General features: G+C 63.9%; 23 protein-coding genes and 1 pseudogene. 4 read left to right on the forward strand and 20 right to left on the reverse strand.

Annotated elements, in window-relative coordinates; translation table 11 throughout:
• The 7 genes from EOA36_RS01090 to gcvA form a co-directional block, all read right to left on the reverse strand.
• The coding region (locus EOA36_RS01090; protein ID WP_145969098.1) for a mannitol dehydrogenase family protein at positions 1–804 on the reverse strand (804 nt) is incomplete at its 3' end.
• A 148-nt stretch (positions 805–952) separates the two neighbouring features.
• Positions 953–1723, reverse strand: a complete 771-nt coding sequence (locus EOA36_RS01095) for an L-iditol 2-dehydrogenase (RefSeq protein ID WP_127275234.1) — start codon at positions 1721–1723, stop codon at positions 953–955.
• Positions 1724–1747: 24 nt separating this feature from the next.
• Complete coding sequence (locus EOA36_RS01100) at positions 1748–2752, reverse strand: ABC transporter ATP-binding protein (protein WP_127275235.1); 1005 nt, start codon at positions 2750–2752, stop codon at positions 1748–1750.
• 50 nt (positions 2753–2802) lie between these two features.
• The gene (locus EOA36_RS01105) at positions 2803–3627 is read right to left on the reverse strand and encodes a carbohydrate ABC transporter permease (RefSeq protein WP_127275236.1); all 825 of its coding nucleotides are present in this window, start codon (positions 3625–3627) and stop codon (positions 2803–2805) included.
• 11 nt (positions 3628–3638) lie between these two features.
• Entirely contained in the window at positions 3639–4511 is an 873-nt protein-coding gene (locus tag EOA36_RS01110) for a sugar ABC transporter permease (RefSeq protein ID WP_127275237.1), read from the reverse strand.
• A gap of 124 nt (positions 4512–4635) precedes the next feature.
• Positions 4636–5946 carry a sugar ABC transporter substrate-binding protein gene (locus EOA36_RS01115; protein ID WP_127275238.1) on the reverse strand — a complete coding sequence of 437 codons (1311 nt, stop codon included), beginning with the start codon at positions 5944–5946 and terminating at the stop codon, positions 4636–4638.
• 221 nt (positions 5947–6167) lie between these two features.
• Entirely contained in the window at positions 6168–7073 is a 906-nt protein-coding gene (gene gcvA, locus EOA36_RS01120) for a transcriptional regulator GcvA (RefSeq protein ID WP_127275239.1), read from the reverse strand.
• A gap of 110 nt (positions 7074–7183) precedes the next feature.
• On the opposite strand from gcvA, the gene EOA36_RS01125 reads away from it, so the two are divergent.
• Positions 7184–7369, forward strand: a complete 186-nt coding sequence (locus tag EOA36_RS01125; protein ID WP_127275240.1) for a hypothetical protein — start codon at positions 7184–7186, stop codon at positions 7367–7369.
• A gap of 25 nt (positions 7370–7394) precedes the next feature.
• On the opposite strand, the gene EOA36_RS01130 is transcribed toward EOA36_RS01125, so the two are convergent.
• Complete coding sequence (locus tag EOA36_RS01130) at positions 7395–8354, reverse strand: sugar-binding transcriptional regulator (protein WP_127275241.1); 960 nt, start codon at positions 8352–8354, stop codon at positions 7395–7397.
• A 243-nt stretch (positions 8355–8597) separates the two neighbouring features.
• Between EOA36_RS01130 and EOA36_RS01135 the strand changes: the two genes are divergently transcribed.
• Entirely contained in the window at positions 8598–9230 is a 633-nt protein-coding gene (locus EOA36_RS01135; protein WP_127275242.1) for an HAD family phosphatase, read from the forward strand.
• A 217-nt stretch (positions 9231–9447) separates the two neighbouring features.
• Here EOA36_RS01135 and EOA36_RS01140 read toward each other — a convergent pair whose 3' ends face one another.
• The 8 genes and pseudogenes from EOA36_RS01140 to ureC all read right to left on the reverse strand — a co-directional run bounded on the left by EOA36_RS01140 (position 9448) and on the right by ureC (position 15747).
• On the reverse strand, positions 9448–10215 hold the full coding sequence (locus EOA36_RS01140; protein ID WP_127275243.1) for a class II aldolase and adducin N-terminal domain-containing protein: 768 nt from the start codon (positions 10213–10215) through the stop codon (positions 9448–9450).
• A gap of 80 nt (positions 10216–10295) precedes the next feature.
• A complete protein-coding gene (gene ureG, locus EOA36_RS01145; protein ID WP_127275244.1) occupies positions 10296–10937 on the reverse strand; it encodes an urease accessory protein UreG in 642 nt (213 codons plus the stop codon).
• Positions 10934–11374 (reverse strand): DUF3995 domain-containing protein, encoded by a 441-nt coding sequence (locus tag EOA36_RS01150; RefSeq protein ID WP_127275245.1) that lies wholly within the window; start codon positions 11372–11374, stop codon positions 10934–10936. The genes ureG and EOA36_RS01150 overlap by 4 nt, the downstream gene beginning before the upstream one ends.
• Positions 11371–12042, reverse strand: coding sequence for an urease accessory protein UreF (locus tag EOA36_RS01155; RefSeq protein ID WP_127275246.1), 672 nt, complete (start codon positions 12040–12042; stop codon positions 11371–11373). Before EOA36_RS01155 ends, EOA36_RS01150 begins: the two co-directional genes overlap by 4 nt.
• Positions 12035–12590: pseudogene (locus EOA36_RS01160) on the reverse strand (urease accessory protein UreE). Before EOA36_RS01160 ends, EOA36_RS01155 begins: the two are co-directional and overlap by 8 nt.
• A 70-nt stretch (positions 12591–12660) precedes the next feature.
• Entirely contained in the window at positions 12661–13296 is a 636-nt protein-coding gene (locus EOA36_RS01165; RefSeq protein WP_127275248.1) for a glutathione S-transferase family protein, read from the reverse strand.
• A gap of 44 nt (positions 13297–13340) precedes the next feature.
• Positions 13341–13934: a hypothetical protein gene (locus EOA36_RS01170; protein WP_127275249.1), complete on the reverse strand. Its 594-nt coding sequence runs from the start codon at positions 13932–13934 to the stop codon at positions 13341–13343.
• A gap of 97 nt (positions 13935–14031) precedes the next feature.
• Positions 14032–15747 (reverse strand): urease subunit alpha, encoded by a 1716-nt coding sequence (gene ureC / locus EOA36_RS01175; RefSeq protein ID WP_189522215.1) that lies wholly within the window; start codon positions 15745–15747, stop codon positions 14032–14034.
• A 164-nt stretch (positions 15748–15911) separates the two neighbouring features.
• Between ureC and EOA36_RS01180 the strand changes: the two genes are divergently transcribed.
• Positions 15912–16289 carry a hypothetical protein gene (locus tag EOA36_RS01180; protein WP_127275251.1) on the forward strand — a complete coding sequence of 126 codons (378 nt, stop codon included), beginning with the start codon at positions 15912–15914 and terminating at the stop codon, positions 16287–16289.
• Positions 16290–16403: 114 nt separating this feature from the next.
• The gene (locus EOA36_RS01185) at positions 16404–16898 is read left to right on the forward strand and encodes a hypothetical protein (protein WP_127275252.1); all 495 of its coding nucleotides are present in this window, start codon (positions 16404–16406) and stop codon (positions 16896–16898) included.
• A 74-nt stretch (positions 16899–16972) separates the two neighbouring features.
• Here EOA36_RS01185 and EOA36_RS01190 read toward each other — a convergent pair whose 3' ends face one another.
• The 4 genes from EOA36_RS01190 to EOA36_RS01205 are packed head-to-tail and all read right to left on the reverse strand — an operon-like array spanning position 16973 to position 18463.
• Positions 16973–17278: an urease subunit beta gene (locus EOA36_RS01190; protein ID WP_127275253.1), complete on the reverse strand. Its 306-nt coding sequence runs from the start codon at positions 17276–17278 to the stop codon at positions 16973–16975.
• A gap of 6 nt (positions 17279–17284) precedes the next feature.
• Entirely contained in the window at positions 17285–17872 is a 588-nt protein-coding gene (locus tag EOA36_RS01195; RefSeq protein ID WP_127275254.1) for a HupE/UreJ family protein, read from the reverse strand.
• Positions 17873–17895: 23 nt separating this feature from the next.
• Positions 17896–18150 carry a DUF1272 domain-containing protein gene (locus EOA36_RS01200; RefSeq protein ID WP_127275255.1) on the reverse strand — a complete coding sequence of 85 codons (255 nt, stop codon included), beginning with the start codon at positions 18148–18150 and terminating at the stop codon, positions 17896–17898.
• A gap of 10 nt (positions 18151–18160) precedes the next feature.
• On the reverse strand, positions 18161–18463 hold the full coding sequence (locus tag EOA36_RS01205; RefSeq protein WP_127275256.1) for an urease subunit gamma: 303 nt from the start codon (positions 18461–18463) through the stop codon (positions 18161–18163).
• Between the last annotated feature and the right edge of the window lie 18 nt (positions 18464–18481).

The following is an 18481-nucleotide window of genomic DNA, read 5'->3' on the forward strand; positions in this document are numbered from 1 at the left end:
GTCTTCCAGCACCCATTGCCGGAATGGCTCGCAGAACACCGGCCAATTGTCTTCGAGGCCGAAATCGTCGGCGAGGATCTTGCGCTCGCGGTCGCTGGTCGCCGGCGTGATCCGATCGACCATGGCGTTCGGGAAGGCGACGTGGTCGCTGACCCAGCTCGCCAGGTCCTCGTCGATCAGGCGGGCAAGGCCGATCACACCGTCCGACGTGACATGGCCGTTATGGGGAATGTTGTCGCAGGACATGACGGTGAACGGCACGATGCCGTCCTGACGGCGGCGCAGGAGGCCAGCCAGGATGATGCCGAACACGGTCTTTGGTGTGGCGCCCGGCTGCGCGTCGGCGACAATATCAGGATGAGTCGGATTGAAGACTCCGGAGGCCGGATCGATGAAATAGCCGCCTTCAGTGATGGTCAGCGATACGATCCTGATCGCCGGATCGGCCAGCCGCTCGATGATGGCGGCGGCATCGCCCGGCATCAGGAAATCGATCATCGCGCCGGTGACGCGGGCGCTCATGTGGCCTTCGTCCTGCTCGACCACGGTGGTCAGCCAGTCCTGCTCTTCGAGCTTGCCGCGGCCGATCTTCTCGCCGTCGAACACGCCGGCGCCGACCAGCGCCCAATCATGGCCGATGCCCTGACCGAACAGGTCGTCGAGATAGACGGCCTGATGCGAGCGGTGGAAATTGCCGACACCGAAATGCACGATGCCGGCTTTCAACGCCGACCGGTCATAGTTCGGACCTGCGACCTTGGACGGAAGCGTGGCGAGGCTCGAGGAAGAGAGTTTCACGGTCATCTGCTTTACCCTTTGGCCGATTTGCAGCCCGACTGTTTCGCCTCCTTCGGGAGGGCGAGGATGAGGGGCCGCACCTGATGTTCCAGTATGCTGCCCCTCACCGCCCCTCGGCACTTCTCTGGAGGAAATGAGAGAAGCGCCTTCCCCCTCAACTCATCCATTGGCCGCCATCGACATTGTAGGTCTGGGCGACGATGTATTCGGCCTCGTCGCTGGCGAGGAACACGGCCATGCCCGCGAGGTCTTCCGGCTTGCCCATGCGGCCGTACGGTACGCCCTCGCCGACCAGCCGTTTCTTTTCGCCTTTCGGCCGGTTCTCGTATTTGGCGAACAAGGCATCGACCTCGTCCCACATGTCGCTGTCGACGACGCCGGGCGCGATGCCGTTGACATTGATGCGGTGTTTGATCAGGTCGAGTCCGGCTGACTGCGTCAGCGAGATGACCGCGGCCTTGGTGGCGCAATAGACCGCGACCAGCGGTTCGCCGCGACGCCCGGCCTGGCTCGCCATGTTGATGATCCTGCCGCCCTTGCCCCGCGCGATCATCGACCGGGCGGCTGCCTGCAACATGAACAGCGTGCCGGCGACATTGACGGAAAACAGCTTTTCGTAGCTCGCCCTCGAGATCTCCACGATCGGCGCCAGGTCGAACAGAGCGGCGTTGTTGATCAGGATATCGAGGCCGCCGGTCCTGCTCTCCACCGCCTTGACCGCGGCATCGATGGATGCCTGATCGGTGACGTCAAGCTTTAGCGCATAGGCGTGGTCACCGATTTCAGCCGCGGTCTTGCGTGCTGCGTCGAGGTTGATATCGGCAATCGCCACGGTGGCGCCTTCGCGCACATAGGCTTCGGCGAAGGCTCTGCCGATGCCGCGCGCCGACCCCGTGATCAGCGCCGATTTGCCTGTCAGCCTCACCGCTCCATCCTCACCGCTCCATCCTCACTGGGCCATCGCCTTGCCGTCGGGGCCGAAGCGGTGCAGCTTGGCTTGGTCGGGCGTGAGATAGATGGTGTCGCCATGGCGGACCGCCAGTTCGCCGTCTGCGCGCACCGTCAGCGGCCCGACACCATCGGCCTGGACGTGCAGGAACGTGTCGGAACCCAGATGCTCGGCCACGCCGACGGCGGCCTTCCAGTCGCCCGCCGTGGTCGAGATCTGCATATGTTCAGGCCGGATGCCGATCGTCTTGGCGCCATATTTGGCGGCCGGTGCGCCCTCGATCAGGTTCATCTTCGGCGAACCGATGAAGCCGGCGACGAACAGGTTGCGCGGCGTCTTGTAGAGCTCCATCGGCGAGCCGACCTGCTCGATGTTGCCGGCGTTGAGCACGACGATCTTGTCGGCCATGGTCATGGCCTCGACCTGGTCGTGGGTGACGTAGATCATCGTCGTCTTGAGCTGATGGTGCAGCTCGCTGATTTCGAGCCGCATTGTGCCGCGCAGTGCCGCGTCGAGGTTGGACAAGGGCTCGTCGAACAGGAAGGCCGAGGGCTGGCGCACGATGGCGCGGCCGATGGCGACGCGCTGGCGCTGGCCGCCGGAGAGCTGGCCGGGACGGCGTTCGAGATAGTTGGTGAGGTTCAAGACGCGCGCCGCGTCCTTCACCTTCCTGTCGATGGTCGCCTGATCCTCGCCCGCCATCTTCAATGGGAAGGCGATGTTCTTGGCAACCGTCATATGCGGGTAGAGCGCATAGGATTGGAACACCATGGCGAGCTTGCGCTTGGCCGGCGCCTCGCCGGTTACGTCACGGCCATCGATGTTGATGGTGCCGCCGCTGGTGTCTTCCAGGCCGGCGATCAGCCTCAGCAATGTCGACTTGCCGCAGCCCGACGGGCCGACGAAGACGACGAACTCACCATTCTCGATCACCAGGTCGAGACCGGGGATGATGGACGTCGATCCAAAGGATTTGGAGACGTTCTTGAGCGTGATGTTTCCCATGGTTTCCTCCCCGAGAGCTATTTTTCGCCGATTGCTTCAGGCAATTTCCGTTACTTCACCGCACCAAAGGTCAGGCCTCGTACCAGCTGCTTCTGGCTGAACCAGCCCATGATCAGGATCGGTGCGATGGCCAGCGTCGAGGCCGCCGAAAGCTTGGCCCAGAATAGGCCTTGCGGGCTGGAGAAGGAGCTGATGAAGGCGGTAAGCGGTGCTGCTTCCGTGGTCGTCAGCCGGATCGTCCAGAATGCCTCGTTCCAGGCCAGGATGATGTTGAGCAGCATCGTCGAGGCGATGCCCGGCACCGCCATCGGCGTCAGCACATAGATGATCTCGTTCCACAGCGAGGCGCCGTCCATGCGGGCCGCTTCCAGGATCTCGCCGGGGATCTCGCGGAAATAGGTGTAGAGCATCCAGATCACGATCGGCAGGTTGATCAGCATCAGCATGACCATCAGGCCGATGCGGCTGTCGAGCAGACCGGTGTCGCGGAAGATCAGGTAGATCGGAAACAGCACCGCGACCGCCGGCATCATCTTGGTGGACAGCATCCACATCAGGATGTCCTTGGTCCGCTTGGTCGGCGAGAAGGCCATCGACCATGCCGCCGGAATGGCGACGAGCAGGGCCAGGACGGTCGAGCCGACCGAGAGCAGCACCGAGTTGAAGAAGAACTTGAAATAGCCGCTCTGCGCTTGGACCTCGGAATAGCTTTCGAAGGTTCCCGACGGGATCAGGTTGAAGCCCTGGATCGCCTCCTGTTCCGACTTGAACGAGGTGATGATCGTGTACAGGATCGGAAAGAAGATCAGCAGGGCGACGATCCAGGCGGCTGCCGTCGCGATGGTCTTGTGCTGGGTGGTGACTGCGCGTGCCATCTTGTCCTCCCTTACTTGTCCAGGTTCTTGCCGACGGCGCGCATGGCGAAGAAGGCGACGATGTTGGCGAGAATGACGGCGATCACACCGCCCGCGGATGCCTGGCCGATTTTGAACTCCAGCAGCGCCTTCTGGTAGACGAGGAAGGGCAGGTTGGTGGAGGCATAGCCGGGGCCGCCATTGGTGGTGACCAGGATCTCGGCATAGACGGAGAGCAGGAAGATCGTCTGGATCAGGATGACCACGGTGATCGCTCGCGACATGTGCGGCAGCGTCAGATAGATGAAGCGGCTGATGAAGCCGGCGCCGTCCATCTCGGCGGCTTCCTTCTGCTCGCCGTCGAGCGATTGCAGCGCGGTCAGCAGGATCAATGTCGCGAAAGGCAGCCATTGCCAGGCGACGATGATGATGATCGCCGTCATAGGATGCTGCCCGAACCAGTCGATCGGTTGCGCCCCGAAGAAGCGCGCTATGTCGGCGAAGACGCCATATTGCGGGTGCATGATCATGTTCTTCCACACCAGAGCGGCGACCGGCGGCATGACGAAGAACGGCGAGATGACGAGGATGCGCACGATCCCTTGGCCCCACATCGGCTGATCGATGAGCAGTGCCAGCAGGATGCCGCCGATCACCGTGATCAGCAGCACGCTGACCACCAGGACCAGCGTGTTGAGGATCGACTGCAGGAAAGCCGGGTTGGAATAGAACAGCGCGTAGTTCGAGAGGCCGACGAAGCCATCGCGAACCGGATTGAGCGGGTTGTACTGCTGGAAGGAGAACCACAGCGTGAGAGCGAGCGGAACAACCATCCAGACCAGCAGCAGCACCACGGATGGCGCCATCATGAATCGGGCAAGCGAACGGGTCTGCTGAGTAGCCATGACGGTCACCCTTCAAGGATCAGACTGAATTTTCACAGGCGTTGGAAAGGCGGCCGCCCGAACTGGGTTTCGGGCGGCCGTTGCCGGTCGAGGAGGTGACCGGCATTCGGCACCGGGAGGAGCCTTACTTGATATAACCGCCCTCGGTCATCGCCGCGGTCGCGGCGTCCTGGGCCTGCTTCAACGCATCGTCGACGCTCGACTGACCGGCAAGTGCCGCCGAGAAGAGCTGGCCGACGGTTGTGCCAAGGCCCTGGAATTCAGGGATGGCGACGAACTGCACGCCGACATAGGGCACCGGCTTGACGGTCGGATGCGTCGGGTCGGCGGCGTTGATGGAGTCCAGTGTCATCTTGGCGAACGGAGCCGCCTTCTGGTACTCGGCGTTCGCATAAAGCGAGGAGCGCGTGCCCGGAGGTACGTTGGCCCAGCCTTCCTTCGACGCGGCGAGCTCCGCATAGTGCTTGCTGGTCGCCCAGGAGACGAACTTCTCGGCAGCGTCGGCCTTCTGCGTGCCGGCGGGGATCGCCAGCGACCACGCCCATAGCCAGTTGCCGCGCTTGCCAAGGCCGTTGTCAGGCGCCAAGGCGTAACCGACCTTGTCGGCGACGGTCGAGTTCTTCGGGTCGGAGACGAAGGACGCCGCGACTGTGGCGTCGATCCACATGCCGCACTTGCCCTGCTGGAAGAGCGCCAGGTTTTCGTTGAAGCCGTTGGAGGACGCGCCTTCGGGGCCGTCGGCCTTCATCAGGTCGACATAGAACTGCAGCGTCTTCTTCCACTCGGGCTGGTCGAACTGCGGCTTCCAGTTCTCGTCGAACCAGCGGGCGCCGAACGAGTTCGACATGGCGGTCAGGAAGGCCATGTTCTCGCCCCAGCCGGCCTTGCCGCGCAGGCAGACGCCGTTCACGCCATTGGCGCGGTCGGTCATCTTGTCGGCGGCCTGTTTGATGAAGTCCCAGGTCGGCGCATCGGGCATCTTCAGCCCAGCCTTCTCCATCAGGTCCTTGCGGTACATGACGAAGGAGCTTTCGCCGTAGAACGGCGCGGCATAGAGCTTGCCGTCGACCGAGAGGCCGCCGGCGATGGCCGGGATGATGTCCTTGGCGTCGTAGTCGTCGCCGAGCTTGTCGAGCGGCAGCAGCCAGCTCTGCTTGGCCCAGATCGGAACCTCGTAGGTGCCGATGGTCATCACGTCATACTGGCCGCCCTTGGTGGCGATGTCGGTGGTGACACGCTCGCGCAGCACGTTCTCTTCGAGCGTGACCCAGTTGAGCTGGATGTCGGGGTTGGCCTTGGTGAAGTCGTCGGTCAGCTTCTGCATGCGGACCATATCGCCATTGTTGACGGTGGCGATGGTGATGGATTCGGCATGTGCGGCGAAAGCCAGCGCGCTGGCCGAGCACAAGCCCAGGATGAGCGTACGAAGTTTCATCAAATTCCTCCCATGGACCAAGATGAGCATTTGCCTTGGCTGTGAGCAATTACTCACTAAGTGTGAATTATGTCAAGCCGGATTCGATGCTGCAGCGCAGCACCGGGCTTGCCGATGGACCGCCGACGGATGGAAGTTGGAGACGACGAGCCGCGCGCGTGCCGGATATCAGGCAACGGGACAGGAAGGGGTCCAGGATCGAAGCGGGCGCGACGAACCGGTCAGCAGGCGATCTCGGCCAGCAGCCAATCGCGGAAGGCGCGGATCTTGGGCACGTTGCGGCGGGCTTCCGGATAGACCAACCAGTAGGCGTGGCCGTCGTCGCCGACCAGGTCGAACGGCTGGATCAGGCGGCCGTCGGCGAGTTCGGCCTTGAACAGGGCCCGGGTCAGGATGGCCACGCCATGGCCCGATATGGCCGCGTTGGCTTCATAGGCTTGCGCGCCCATGCTGCTGCCGGGCCGCCTGGCAAGGTCGTGGCTGTGCACGCCGGCGGCCTCGAACCATTGCGTCCACCAGATATCGCTGGGATCGAGGATCGGCAGCTTGAGCAGATCGGCCGGTTCGTTGATGCCGCCGATGCTCGCCGCGAGCTTCGGGCTCAGCATCGGCGTGAAATCGGCATCGAGCAGCTTGTGGGCTTCCAGCCCGGGCCATTTGCCGCCGCCAGAACGAATGGCGAGGTCGACGTCCTCGCGGGAGAAATCCGTCAGCCGGCTCGACGTCTCGAGCCGCACGGCAAGCGACGGATGCGCGATCTGGAACGCGCCCAGATGATGCGCCAGCCAATTCGAGGCAAAGGTCAGCACCGTGGTGACACATAGCAGCCCGTCCGCGCCGCCGCGCGCGGCGGCATAGGCCTGGCTGAGGATGGCAAAGGCCTCGCTGACAGCCGGCGCTAGGCGCTGGCCCGCTTCGGTCAGTTCGATCTGTCGCGGCCGGCGCAGGAACAGCGGCGCGCCGACGCGCTCCTCCAGCACCTTGATCTGGTAGCTGACCGCGGCTTGCGTCATGGCGAGTTCCCCGGCGGCCTTGGTGAAAGAAAGATGCCGCGCCACCGCCTCGAACACCCGGATCGCCTGCAATGGCGGCAGTTGCGAAACCTGCGGCGCGCTGAGGTCAGGCATAAAGCCTCCTTATGGGTCGTTATCGACGTTCGATTGGCAAAGGCGGCCGGCAAGGCCGACATTCATCCTCAACCCGTCATTCGGGTTCAGGATAGCGAAGGTTGACGATCATGACCATGACGCAGCAAAAATGCACTCCCGCTCCCGATCATCGCTGGATTTCGTGGTTGGTGGACGGATTCGGCTGGTTCGCGCCCCGAAAAAAGGCGCATCTCGACATCAGGGACCTGTCGCCCCATCTGCAGCGCGACCTCGGTTTTCTCGACGGCAACGACCCTTTCGGCCGGCACCAATAGCCTTCCTGGCTTTATCAGGAAGCCGTCAAATACCGGCCAGCAGGGCGGTCGCCGTCCGCTCGTCGGTGATGAGCCCGTTGACCAGCCGCCGGTTCACGGCCGCCAGGATTCCCGGCAGCTTACGCTCGCCCATGGCGAGCGCGATGACCAGCGACTTCTCGCGCGACGGCAGCGCCGCCGACGACACCCGGTCATTGGTGATGCCTTCGATCATGCGGCCCTCGCGATCGAACACCCAGCCGACGATTTCGGCGACGCCGCCCGCCTTCTGCAAGGCTTTCAGCTCGCTTTCGGAAATGAAGCCGTCCTCGTAGAGCGGCGCCTTCGGGCCGAGGTCGCCAATGCCGATGAAGGTGACATCGGCCTCGGCGGCAAGCGCCAGCGTCGGCTGGATCATCGGCTGGTTGAGCAGCATTTCGCGCTCCTGCGGCGAGGAGGCGATGACCGGCAGCGGCATCGGGAAGGACCGCGCCTTGACCCTGTCGGCCATGGTGAAGATGACGTTGTAGAAGGCGGCCGAACCGTCCGGCGAGATGTTGCCGGTCAAGGACACCACCTTATGCTGCGGGCATTCCATCGGCGGCAATTGTTCGATCGCCGCCTTCAGCGTGCGTCCGGTGCCGATGCCCATGACGATCGGTGTCGGCGACCGCAGCCGCCGTTCGATCTCGGCGGCGGCCGCTTCGGCGATGCCGATGGTGGTGGAGGATGAGTTGGGATCGCTCGGCACCACCTCGACAAGGTCGAGCGCGAAGCGTGATTTCAGCCGCGCGGCAAGGTCCAGGCAGTTGGCGATCGGATGATCGACGCGGACCTTGATCAAGCCTTCCGACACCGCCAGCGACACCAGCCGCTGCGCCGTCTGCCTCGATATGCCGAGCGTGGCGGCGATCTGGTCCTGTGTGTTGCCGGCAACATAATAGAGCCAGCCGGCGCGCGCCGCGTCGTCCAGCCTGTTGCTGCCGCCATCCTGCCGGCTATTCACGTCCTGCCTCCCGAAACCCGCCGATCATCAGGCGATCCGTATCAGTTTCGCAGGGAATGGCGGCCTGCGCAATTGTCAATCTCAAGAGCAAATGCCTACGCTGATACAGCGGAGGTTTCTCGGCCAATACCCGGTCGGAGAAAACGCGGCCGGTTCCGTTTCGCTTTGAAGGCATGTTCTATGGCCGCCAAAGGTTTATCTCCCGCCGCAAACCCTTTAAGGGATCGCAAAAAGGAGCGCTGCATGACACCGAAGGCGGTTTTCTGGGACATGGACGGCACGCTGGTCGACAGCGAACCGCTGCATGAGGCAGCCCTCATTGCAGCGATGCGCAATGCCGGCCTGACGCCGCCTGACGATCTGCATGAGCGCGTGCTGGGCGTCGCCGCCTGGCCGGTCTACGAAATGATGCGCGACGAGTTCGGGCTGCGACTGCCCTTCGACGAGTGGATCGTTCACAAATATGAGCATTACCTGCCGCTGGTCGAAGGGCTGAAGCCGCGCCCAGGCGCTATCGAGGTCTTCCACGAACTGCACGCGCTCGGCGTGCAGCAGGCGGTGGTGTCCAATTCGGACCGGATGATCGTCGACGCCAATCTGCGCATGGTCGGCCTCACCTATCCCGGCATGAAGACGATCAGCCGCAACGACGTGCGCGACGGCAAGCCGCACGCCGAGCCTTTCTTGCGCGCCGCCTATCTGGCCGACGTCGATCCCGCGCACGCCGTCGCGGTCGACGACAGCTGGCCGGGCGCCATGGCGGGGCTGGCGGCGGGAATGAAGACCATCTTCTGGCCTGAAAAGCCGATGGAAGGACCGCCCGGCGCCATCGTCATCAACAGCGCCGGGGAATTGCGGGCTCAGCTCGGGCTGTGAGTAGCCTCCTTCTCCCCCGTCACTATACGGGGAGAAGGTGCCGGCAGGCGGATGAGGGGCAGCGCTGACTTGGCAAAACGTCGGCGTGCAGGTTCTGATTTCTGAGACCTTGGTGCCGCCCCTCATTGTCCTGCCGGACATTTCTCCCCGTATAGTGACGGGGAGAAAGTGGCGGTGCTGACGGTTTCGCCAATTACCGGCGTTGCGAAATGATCGCTTAATTCCGGTACACCGGCTCCTGCTCGTCGAGGATCGCCTTCAACTCGGCGAGGTGACGCTCGGCCTGGCCGGGATAGTCGTCCATCTCGCTCGCCGCCTTCTCGGCGATCGCGTCGGAGAGCGTGCGCAGCGGGCGACCGGTCCACAGCGCCTTGATGTAGGTCTCGGCGGCGCGCTCGAAATAGAACATGCGGTTGAAGGCGTCGGCGACGGTGTCGCCGATGACCAGCACGCCATGGTTGCCCATCACCATCACCTTGACCTTGGGGTCAGCGAGAAGCTGCGAGCAGCGTTCGCCCTCTTCCTCGAAGGCCAGCCCGCCATAGTGCGCGTCAACGACATGGCGGTTGAAGAACATTGCCGAATTCTGGTCGATCGGCGGCAGCGTCGAGTCGGCCAGCGAGGCCAGCACGGTGGCGTGGATCGAATGGACATGCATGACGCAGCGCGCGTGCGGTACGTTGCGATGGACGGCGCCGTGCAAGCCCCATGCCGTCGGGTCGGGTGCATTAGGCCCCGAAAGCGTGTCGGGGTCGTTGGCGTCGATCTCGATCAGGTCGCTCGCCTTGACGCGTGAGAAATGCACCTGGTTGGGGTTCATCAGGAACCTGGTGCCGTCGTCGTTGATGGCCAGCGAGAAATGGTTGGCCACCGCTTCGTGCATGTTGAGCCGCGCCGTCCAGCGGAAGGCGCAGGCGAGATCGACGCGCTCTTCGTAGAAGGGCAGGTTGGTCAGCTTTTCCTTCTGCAGGCGGGCAATGCTCATGCTAAAATTCCTCCGGTTTCGGCAAGAATGCCGCGCTCCGCTGGTGCCCGCAACCGCTTTCGCTTGGTGCAGACGGCCAGCTATGCCGCGGTGCTTGCGGCGCCAATGGTCCGCAGTCCGCCGTGCTCGACGATAAAATCGATCACCTCCCGCAGGCCCTTGCCGCGTGAAAGATCGGTGAAGCCGAACGGCCGCTTGCCGCGCATGCGGCCGGCGTCGCTCTCCATGACATCGAGATTGACGTTCACATAGGGCGCGAGGTCGCTCTTGTTGATGATGAGGAAATCGGAACGGGTGATCGCCGGGCCGCCCTTTCTCGGAATCTCCTCGCCCTGGCAGACCGAGATGACATAGAGCGTCAGGTCGGCAAGGTCCGGCGAGAAGGTGGCGGCCAGGTTGTCGCCGCCGGATTCGATGAAGATGATGTCGAGATCGGGGAATTTGCGGTTCAGTTCGGCGATCGCCTGCAAATTGATCGAGGCGTCCTCGCGGATGGCGGTGTGCGGGCAGCCGCCGGTTTCGACGCCGACGATGCGGTCCTCCGGCAGCGCCTGCAGCCGGACCAGCATCATGGCGTCTTCCCTGGTGTAGATGTCGTTGGTGACGACGGCGATGGAAAACTCGTCGCGCAGCGCCTTGCAGAGTTTTTCGGTGAGCGTCGTCTTGCCGGAACCGACGGGGCCGCCAATGCCGATGCGAAGAGGACCGTTAGCTTGTGTCATATCGGAAACTCCATAATGGCAAGAGCCGCGAAGCCGAGCCCGATCAGCAGGCACAGCGGCGAATAGAGACTGGTATCGAGCCACGCGAAAGGCTGTTGCGGCGCCAGCCGGCGCCACCAGGGCGTGAAACCGGCAATGCCACGCCCCAGGAACACCAGACCGATCAGCATCGACGTGGCGGCAAGGCCCTCCTTGGGAAAGGGCGAGGCGAAGAACCCGATGAGCGCCAGCGGCCAGAGCGTCGCCAGGCCAAGGCAGGCGGCAACGGCGAAACTGGCGATCGGTGTCGGCATTTCGTCGACGCCGCGAAAACCGACGACGGCATGGGCGCAGGACGCGGCATCCCTGCCCGGCCAGATGCCGCCGATGCCCCAATAGACATGCAGTGCCGTGATCAGCAGCAGGACGAATGAGAGGACGAAGGCGAGTAGGATCATGAGCGGAACAATCGCGAATACTGGGTTTCGTGCTTCATCGCCATGACGTCGGAGACGAAGGCGCAGCCGCCGAGATCGTCCGATGTCGAGCGGGACGCGCGCGCCGCCGTCGAGAGCGCCAGCGGCTCGAAGCCGGCAAGCAGCGCGGTGGCTTCGTTCTGACCGATGACGCCGAGCCGGATCGCGGCCTGGACGAGGTTGGAAAAGAAGGCTTGCAGGAAGGCGGACAGCGCGTCCTGCAGCGCAATGCCATTGCCCCCGGCGACGGCGCCGACAGCGACGCAATAGGCGCATTCGGCCGGCAAGCGCTCCAGCACGGAATTGGGCCAGGCGCCGGCCGCTTTAAGGAAGGCCGCACCTTGCAGCATGGCCTCGGCGTGGCGTTCGCGCGAGCCGGCCAGTGCCTCGGCCAGCGCGGCGACCTCGGCCGGATCGCCGCCTTCGCGGGCGCGGCGCCAGCTCTCGGCGAACAGCACGGCATCGTTCCAGCCGGAGCCCATCTCGACCAGTGTCTCCAGCCAGCTGGCAAGGCCGGCGGCATCGGCCACCAACCCGTCATGCACCGCGCGCTCCAGACCATGGCTGTAGGCAAAGCCGCCGACCGGAAAGGCCGGCGACAGCCATGCCATCAGCCGCAGCAGGGCGATGCCGGAGGGCTGGTCAGTCATGATGATGATCGTGATGCATGGCTGTGCGAATGGGATTCGCCGTGGCCATGGCTGTGCGCCTCGGCGTGGGCATGGCCATGCCCGCCGGAATAGGCGCCGCGCACCGGCTTGAACGGCTCCGAGACGTCGCGCACCGTGGCGCCGAGCCCCTCCAGCATCGCCTTGATGACATGGTCGCGCAGGATGAGGATACGGTGCGCCTCGATGCCGGCGGCGAGGTGGCGGTTGCCGATATGCCAGGCGAGTTCGGTCAGATGCACGGCGTCGCGGGCGCGGATGTCATAGACCTCTTCGGGCGCCGCGATAATCTCGATATGACCGCCGTCCTCCAGCACCAGCCGGTCGCCGTCGTTCAGGGCAACGGGCTCGGGCAGGTCGACCAGCACCTTGCCGCCGTCGGCAAGTTCGATGGCGCGGCGGCGCAGATGCCGCTCGTCATGGGCGAGGACCGCACGGCCGGAAGGCACGGTGGCCGCGGCCGTGCCGGCAGGCAGCACCGAGACGGCGCGCGGAAATTTGGTGAAGTCGGTGTTGAGGTTGAGCTTCATTTCATGGCTCCGCCATTAGAGCGCCGCGCGTCCCCTTGGACGCGCAAAGGACGCTCTAACATGTTTGAATCTATGCATCGTGCTTTCCGAAAACCGATTCCGATTTTCGGGCCGATGCATTGGCTTGGGCACGGGCGCGGGCTGGGCGGCCCAGCACGCGGTCGAAATAGGCGTTGACGCGGTCGGATTCGATCGGGAAGCGGCCGGCTCGGGCCCAGCCGCCCATATCGCCGAGCAGCACGTCGACGGCGGAAAACCGGTCGCCGAGTGCGAACGGTTTGTCGCCGAGCCGGCGATCCAGTGCCTTGAGCTCCGTAGCGAAATCATAGGCCGCCGCGGGGCCGACCTCGACCCGCACTTCCCTGGGTAAGAGGAAGCGATGGCGCAATTTGTTCCACAGCGGCGCCTCGAATTCGCTCTGGGCAAAATGCATCCAGGAATCCATCTCGGCACGGCCCGCAAGGCCCGGATTGGCACCCATGCCTTTATCGGCGTGCTTGTCGGCGAGATAGACGCAGATCGCCGCCGAATCCGTCACGATCAGCTCACCGTCGATGAGGATCGGCACCTTGCCCGACGGATTGAGCGCATAGGCTTCCGGCGAGCGGAGCTTGACCTCGACGAATTCATAGGGCTGCCCGAGTTCCTCGAGCATCCAGAGGACGCGGCTGACCCGGGACCCACGCGATCCAATGGCCTTGTACATCGCTGAACCTGCCTTTCCCCGAAACTCTAGATCATCGGCTGGCGTCATACGATCGTGTCGAAGAGCCGCAGGATGAACGATATCTGGTAGATCAGCGCCGCCGTGACGAAGGCGATGTGGAAGCGGCGGTCGCGGACCAGGATCGCGGCGATGCAGAGCGCGACGAAGATCGGCGTTCGGAACAGATATTCGTTGCCGAAGCGGGCGAAATGCTCCGGCCCTTTCAGCAGGGTGTCGATCACATCGAGCAGATAAGTCGCCGCCAGAAGGCCGAAGAACCAGGCGCGGCGCGAGTAAAAATAGTCCTCGTAGCTGGTGTAATCGAGCATCGAATCCGGAAACAGCAGCGCGCACAGCAGGAACAGCGTGATGGCGTAGAAGATGATGAACAGGTACTTGCCGAAGGTCCAGGTTTCGATGGCGTAAAGGCCGAACTCCCACCACCAGAAATGCACCATCATCAGAAGCACCGAACCGACCCAGGCGAGGTGCACGGGATAGAGCCGGTACTGGCCCGGATGCTGGACGATGCGAGCCAGCCCCGACAGAAGGCGAGTGACGCCGAGCCCGATCACCATGCCCATGACGATGCGAATATGCGGGAAGATGTCGTGGGGAGAGGCTATTTCGGTGGCCATGCCTAATCACAATACGGCTTTTCGAGGCCGCATATTGCGGTGTGGAATCCTCCCTGCAATGGATTTTGCACCACTTGAGGCGGTCGCCGATTTCGCGTCAAAACAGAAAATACCGCTGCGCCATCGGCAGCACGGTCGCCGGCTCGCAGGTCAGCAGTTCGCCATCGGCGCGCACCTCGTAGGTTTCGGGATCGACCTCGACATGCGGCGTCGCGTCGTTGAGCACCATCGAGTGCTTGCCGATTCCGCCGCGTGTGTTTTCGACGGCGACGAACTGCTTGTCGACGCCGAGCCGGCCATGCAGCCCCGACTCGAGCGCGGCTTTCGAAACGAAGGTCACGGACGAATTGGTCCTGGCTTTGCCATAGGCGCCGAACATCGGCCGGTAGTGCATTGGCTGCGGCGTCGGGATCGAGGCGTTGGGGTCGCCCATCGGGGCGGCGGCGATCATGCCGCCGATCAGCACCATGTCCGGCTTGACGCCGAAGAAGGCCGGGTTCCATAGCACCAGATCGGCGCGTTTGCCGACCGCGATCGAGCCGATGTCCTTGGACAGGCCATGGGCGATGGCAGGATTGATCGTGTATTTGGCGATGTAGCGGCGGACGCGGAAATTGTCGTTGTCGCCGGTCTCCTGCGGCAATGACCCGCGCTGGCGCTTCATCTTGTCGGCGGTCTGCCAGGTGCGGATCGCCACCTCGCCGACGCGGCCCATGGCCTGGCTGTCCGACGAGATGATCGAGAAGGCGCCGATGTCGTGCAGTATGTCCTCGGCCGCGATGGTCTCCTTGCGGATGCGGCTTTCGGCAAAAGCGATGTCCTCGGGAATCGATGGCGACAGATGATGGCAGACCATCAGCATGTCGAGATGCTCGGCCAGGGTGTTGACCGTGTAGGGCCGCGTCGGATTGGTCGAGGACGGGATGACGTTGGGCAGGCCGCAGACCTTGATGATGTCGGGTGCGTGGCCGCCACCGGCGCCCTCGGTGTGGAAGGCATGGATGGTGCGGCCCTTGATCGCCGCCACAGTGTTCTCGACAAAGCCGGATTCGTTCAGCGTATCGGTGTGGATCATGACCTGCACGTCGTGGTCGTCGGCGACCGACAGGCAGCAATCGATCGCCGCCGGCGTCGTGCCCCAGTCCTCATGCAGCTTGAGCGAGCAGGCGCCGCCCAGCACCATCTCCTCAAGCGCTGCCGGCAGAGAGGCGTTGCCCTTGCCCGACAGGCCGATATTCATCGGAAAGGCGTCGAAGGACTGGATCATGCGCGCCATGTGCCATGGCCCGGGCGTGCAGGTGGTGGCCAGCGTGCCATGCGCCGGGCCGGTGCCGCCGCCGAGCATGGTGGTGATGCCCGACATCAGCGCTTCCTCGATCTGCTGCGGGCAGATGAAGTGGATATGCGCGTCGAAGCCGCCGGCGGTGAGGATCTTGCCTTCCCCGGCGATGATCTCGGTGCCGGGTCCGATGATGATGGTGACGCCGCCTTGAGTGTCGGGATTGCCGGCCTTGCCTATTGCGGCGATGCGACCGTCCCTGAGGCCGATGTCGGCCTTGAAGATGCCGGCGCTGGCATCGATCACCAGCGCGTTGGTGATGACGGTGTCGACCGCTCCTTGGGCACGGGAAACCTGGCTCTGGCCCATGCCGTCGCGAATGACCTTACCGCCGCCGAATTTCACCTCTTCGCCATGGATGGTGAAATCCTTCTCGACCTCGATGATCAGCTCCGTGTCGGCAAGCCGCACTCTGTCGCCGACCGTTGGGCCATACATCTGGGCGTAGGCGGCACGGCTCAGTCTGGCCATCAGCGATTGCTCCCGAAATGCGATATGGTCGAAACCCGGCTACACATTGCCGCCACCCAATGGTCACGCAATGACCCGCTGGGCGACACCTTCTGATCCCATTTGGCGGTTGAGGTTGGCAGGCCACCCCAAAACGACCGTTTGCCAAACCGATGGAAGGAAAATCCATGCGCAAAACGATAGTTCTTGCAACCGCCGCCAGCCTGATGCTGGCGGGTGCCGCCAGTGCCCAGCAGCAGCCTGCTCAACAGCCCGCTCCGACCGCGCCGGCCCCAGCCGCCCCCGGCGGCCAGCAGGCCGCGCCGGCGATTCAGAGCGTCAACATCGTCGACATCAGCGAGTTGCCGAAGGACACCCAGACGCAGGTCAACCAGGTGATCACCCAGCGTGGCGATGCCGGCCTGCAGAAGCTGCGCAGCTCGATCGATGCCACGCCCAAGGTGAAGTCCGCCCTCCAGGCCAAGGGAATGACCTCGGCCCAGGTGGTCGCGGCCAGCATGGAGCCAAACGGCGCGCTGACCCTGATCACCAAAAAGGCGAGTTAAAGGCCCGGCGCGGCGGGCCGGTATCCGGTCCGCCCACCGAATCGGAGAGGGAACCGTGGCAGGGTTGGCGTCGTTTTGTTTCCTGAGCGTTGGAACAAACCGCGGAAGTGAACGATGACCGATACCACCTTGCCCGATATCCGTTGGCTGCATGCCATTGCAGCGGCTGCGTTTCTGGCAGTGGGCCTCCCCCAGGCCGCGCTGAACGCGCAGGGCCTTCAGAGCCCGGAAACCGTCGACCGCATCGTCGGCTCGCAAGTCAACCAGGAAGAGGCCAAGACGACCGCCGAGATTGGAAAGGTCAATTCGGCGATCGACCGCACGCGGGAAAACATCAGTACGGTGCGCAAGACGTCCAAGCTCGACAAGGTCGATATCGTGTTCCTGACCGATGCGGCGCGCAGCGAAGGCGGCCCGCCGCCGGTCATCGAGAACAAGGTCCGGCAGCATCAGGACGATGTTACCGAGCTGCGCAAGGAGATCGAGGCCAACGCCCTGCTCTTCAACGCCATCGAGTCGCGGCGCGTGCTTGCGCAAGACGTTCTCGCCGTGGAGTTCGACGATCCCGGAAAGATCGTCATCTACGCGGCCGCCAAGCCATCGGACTGAGTGACGCGCAGCGCGTGCGTTCATGCCTGCCCTGAAGCCGCTCGCCGGCCTTGCGCGCCACGCATGAGACGTCCTCACAGCTTACCCATCACCTTCTGCTGGAATCCATAGACCTCGCGCTTGCCGCCAAGCGGCACCAGCGTGACGTCGCGTTCCTGCCCCGGCTCGAAGCGCGTGGCGGTGCCGGCGGCGATGTCGAGGCGCATGCCGCGCGCGCTCTCGCGGTCGAATGTCAGCGCCTCATTGGTTTCGAAGAAATGGTAATGGCTGCCGACCTGAACCGGCCGGTCGCCGCTGTTGGCCACTTTCAGGGTGACGGTCGGCAGACCCTTGTTGAGTTCGATGTCGCCTTGGGCAGGGATGATTTCGCCGGGGATCATCGGACCTCACACGACGCCGAAAACGAGGCCGACGCCGATCGCCGCGCAGGCGGCACCCACGATGCGGGCCACACCACGAAATCTCATGCCGCGGCCGAGCCCGGCGGCGATGCCTATGGCATGGAGCAGCACGGTGGCGATGGCAAAGCCGGCCATATATTCGAGCCCGCCGGCATTTTCCGGCACTTCCGTGCCATGGGCGTGGCCGTGAAACAGCGCAAACAGGCCGATGATAGCGACACCGGCCGAAACGGGGAGATCGACCGCCAGCGCGACCAGCAGCCCGAGCGCCACGACCGAGGCCAGTATGCCCGGCTCAACGAACGGCAACGGCAGATGGGCCATGCCAAGGGCCGCGCCGGCCAGCATGATGCCGACGAACGCCGCCGGCCAGGCCCAGATCGCCTTGCCGCCCTTGAGGGCCGCCCACAGGCCGACAGCGAGCATCACCGTCATGTGGTCGAGGCCCGACAATGGATGCGTGAAGCCGGCCATGAGGGAGGACGTCGGGCCGATGCCGACATGGGCGTAGGCAGGCATGGCTGCCGCCACGAGCAGGATCGCCGAGAGGCACAGGCGTTTGACAGGGATCATTTACTTGCCTTTCCTTTGCGGTGTCAGGCGGCCCTGCGGGGACCGCAGCCCTCGGCCTTGAGCACGCGTTTGGTCGAAGCCGGATATTTCTTCAGCATCGCGGCGGGACGGATCGGCCGGGCTGTAAAATCGCCGCCGCAGTTCGGGCAGACGCCGCCAAGCACGTTTTCGACACAGCCGGCGCAGAAGGTGCACTCGAAGGTGCAGATCCGCGCATCCCGGGCTTCCGGTGGCAGGTCCTTGTCGCAGCATTCGCAGTTCGGGCGCAGCTCAAGCATGTCGGCCTCCTCACCTGATCGGTTCGTGCACGGTCACCAGCTTGGTGCCATCGGGAAAGGTCGCTTCCACCTGCACGTCATGGATCATCTCGGCGATGCCTTGCATCACCTGCGCGCGGCTGACGACATGGGCGCCGGCCTCCATCAGTTCGGCCACCGGGCGGCCATCGCGGGCGCCCTCGACGACGAAATCGGTGATCAGCGCGATGGCTTCCGGATGGTTGAGCTTGACGCCGCGCTCCAGCCGCTTGCGCGCCACGATCGCCGCCATGGCGATCAGCAGCTTGTCCTTTTCCCTTGGCGTCAGGTTCATGCGTCTTCCTGAAATGAT

The organism is Mesorhizobium sp. M8A.F.Ca.ET.021.01.1.1 (genome assembly GCF_003998025.1).
Classification (GTDB): Bacteria; Pseudomonadota; Alphaproteobacteria; order Rhizobiales; family Rhizobiaceae; genus Mesorhizobium.

Bases quoted from the DNA above. Each gene is read 5' to 3' on its own strand.
- EOA36_RS01125 (WP_127275240.1), top strand. From the start codon at position 7,184: ATGACCATGACGCAGCAAAAATGCACTCCCGCTCCCGATCATCGCTGG.
- EOA36_RS01170 (WP_127275249.1), bottom strand. From the start codon at position 13,934: ATGGCCACCGAAATAGCCTCTCCCCACGACATCTTCCCGCATATTCGC.
- EOA36_RS01105 (WP_127275236.1), bottom strand. From the start codon at position 3,627: ATGGCACGCGCAGTCACCACCCAGCACAAGACCATCGCGACGGCAGCC.
- ureG (WP_127275244.1), bottom strand. From the start codon at position 10,937: ATGACACAAGCTAACGGTCCTCTTCGCATCGGCATTGGCGGCCCCGTC.
- EOA36_RS01110 (WP_127275237.1), bottom strand. From the start codon at position 4,511: ATGGCTACTCAGCAGACCCGTTCGCTTGCCCGATTCATGATGGCGCCA.
- EOA36_RS01195 (WP_127275254.1), bottom strand. From the start codon at position 17,872: ATGATCCCTGTCAAACGCCTGTGCCTCTCGGCGATCCTGCTCGTGGCG.
- EOA36_RS01200 (WP_127275255.1), bottom strand. From the start codon at position 18,150: ATGCTTGAGCTGCGCCCGAACTGCGAATGCTGCGACAAGGACCTGCCA.
- EOA36_RS01155 (WP_127275246.1), bottom strand. From the start codon at position 12,042: ATGACTGACCAGCCCTCCGGCATCGCCCTGCTGCGGCTGATGGCATGG.
- EOA36_RS01185 (WP_127275252.1), top strand. From the start codon at position 16,404: ATGACCGATACCACCTTGCCCGATATCCGTTGGCTGCATGCCATTGCA.
- EOA36_RS01180 (WP_127275251.1), top strand. From the start codon at position 15,912: ATGCGCAAAACGATAGTTCTTGCAACCGCCGCCAGCCTGATGCTGGCG.
- EOA36_RS01205 (WP_127275256.1), bottom strand. From the start codon at position 18,463: ATGAACCTGACGCCAAGGGAAAAGGACAAGCTGCTGATCGCCATGGCG.
- EOA36_RS01150 (WP_127275245.1), bottom strand. From the start codon at position 11,374: ATGATCCTACTCGCCTTCGTCCTCTCATTCGTCCTGCTGCTGATCACG.
- EOA36_RS01135 (WP_127275242.1), top strand. From the start codon at position 8,598: ATGACACCGAAGGCGGTTTTCTGGGACATGGACGGCACGCTGGTCGAC.
- EOA36_RS01140 (WP_127275243.1), bottom strand. From the start codon at position 10,215: ATGAGCATTGCCCGCCTGCAGAAGGAAAAGCTGACCAACCTGCCCTTC.
- EOA36_RS01165 (WP_127275248.1), bottom strand. From the start codon at position 13,296: ATGTACAAGGCCATTGGATCGCGTGGGTCCCGGGTCAGCCGCGTCCTC.
- EOA36_RS01190 (WP_127275253.1), bottom strand. From the start codon at position 17,278: ATGATCCCCGGCGAAATCATCCCTGCCCAAGGCGACATCGAACTCAAC.
- EOA36_RS01100 (WP_127275235.1), bottom strand. From the start codon at position 2,752: ATGGGAAACATCACGCTCAAGAACGTCTCCAAATCCTTTGGATCGACG.
- EOA36_RS01115 (WP_127275238.1), bottom strand. From the start codon at position 5,946: ATGAAACTTCGTACGCTCATCCTGGGCTTGTGCTCGGCCAGCGCGCTG.
- gcvA (WP_127275239.1), bottom strand. From the start codon at position 7,073: ATGCCTGACCTCAGCGCGCCGCAGGTTTCGCAACTGCCGCCATTGCAG.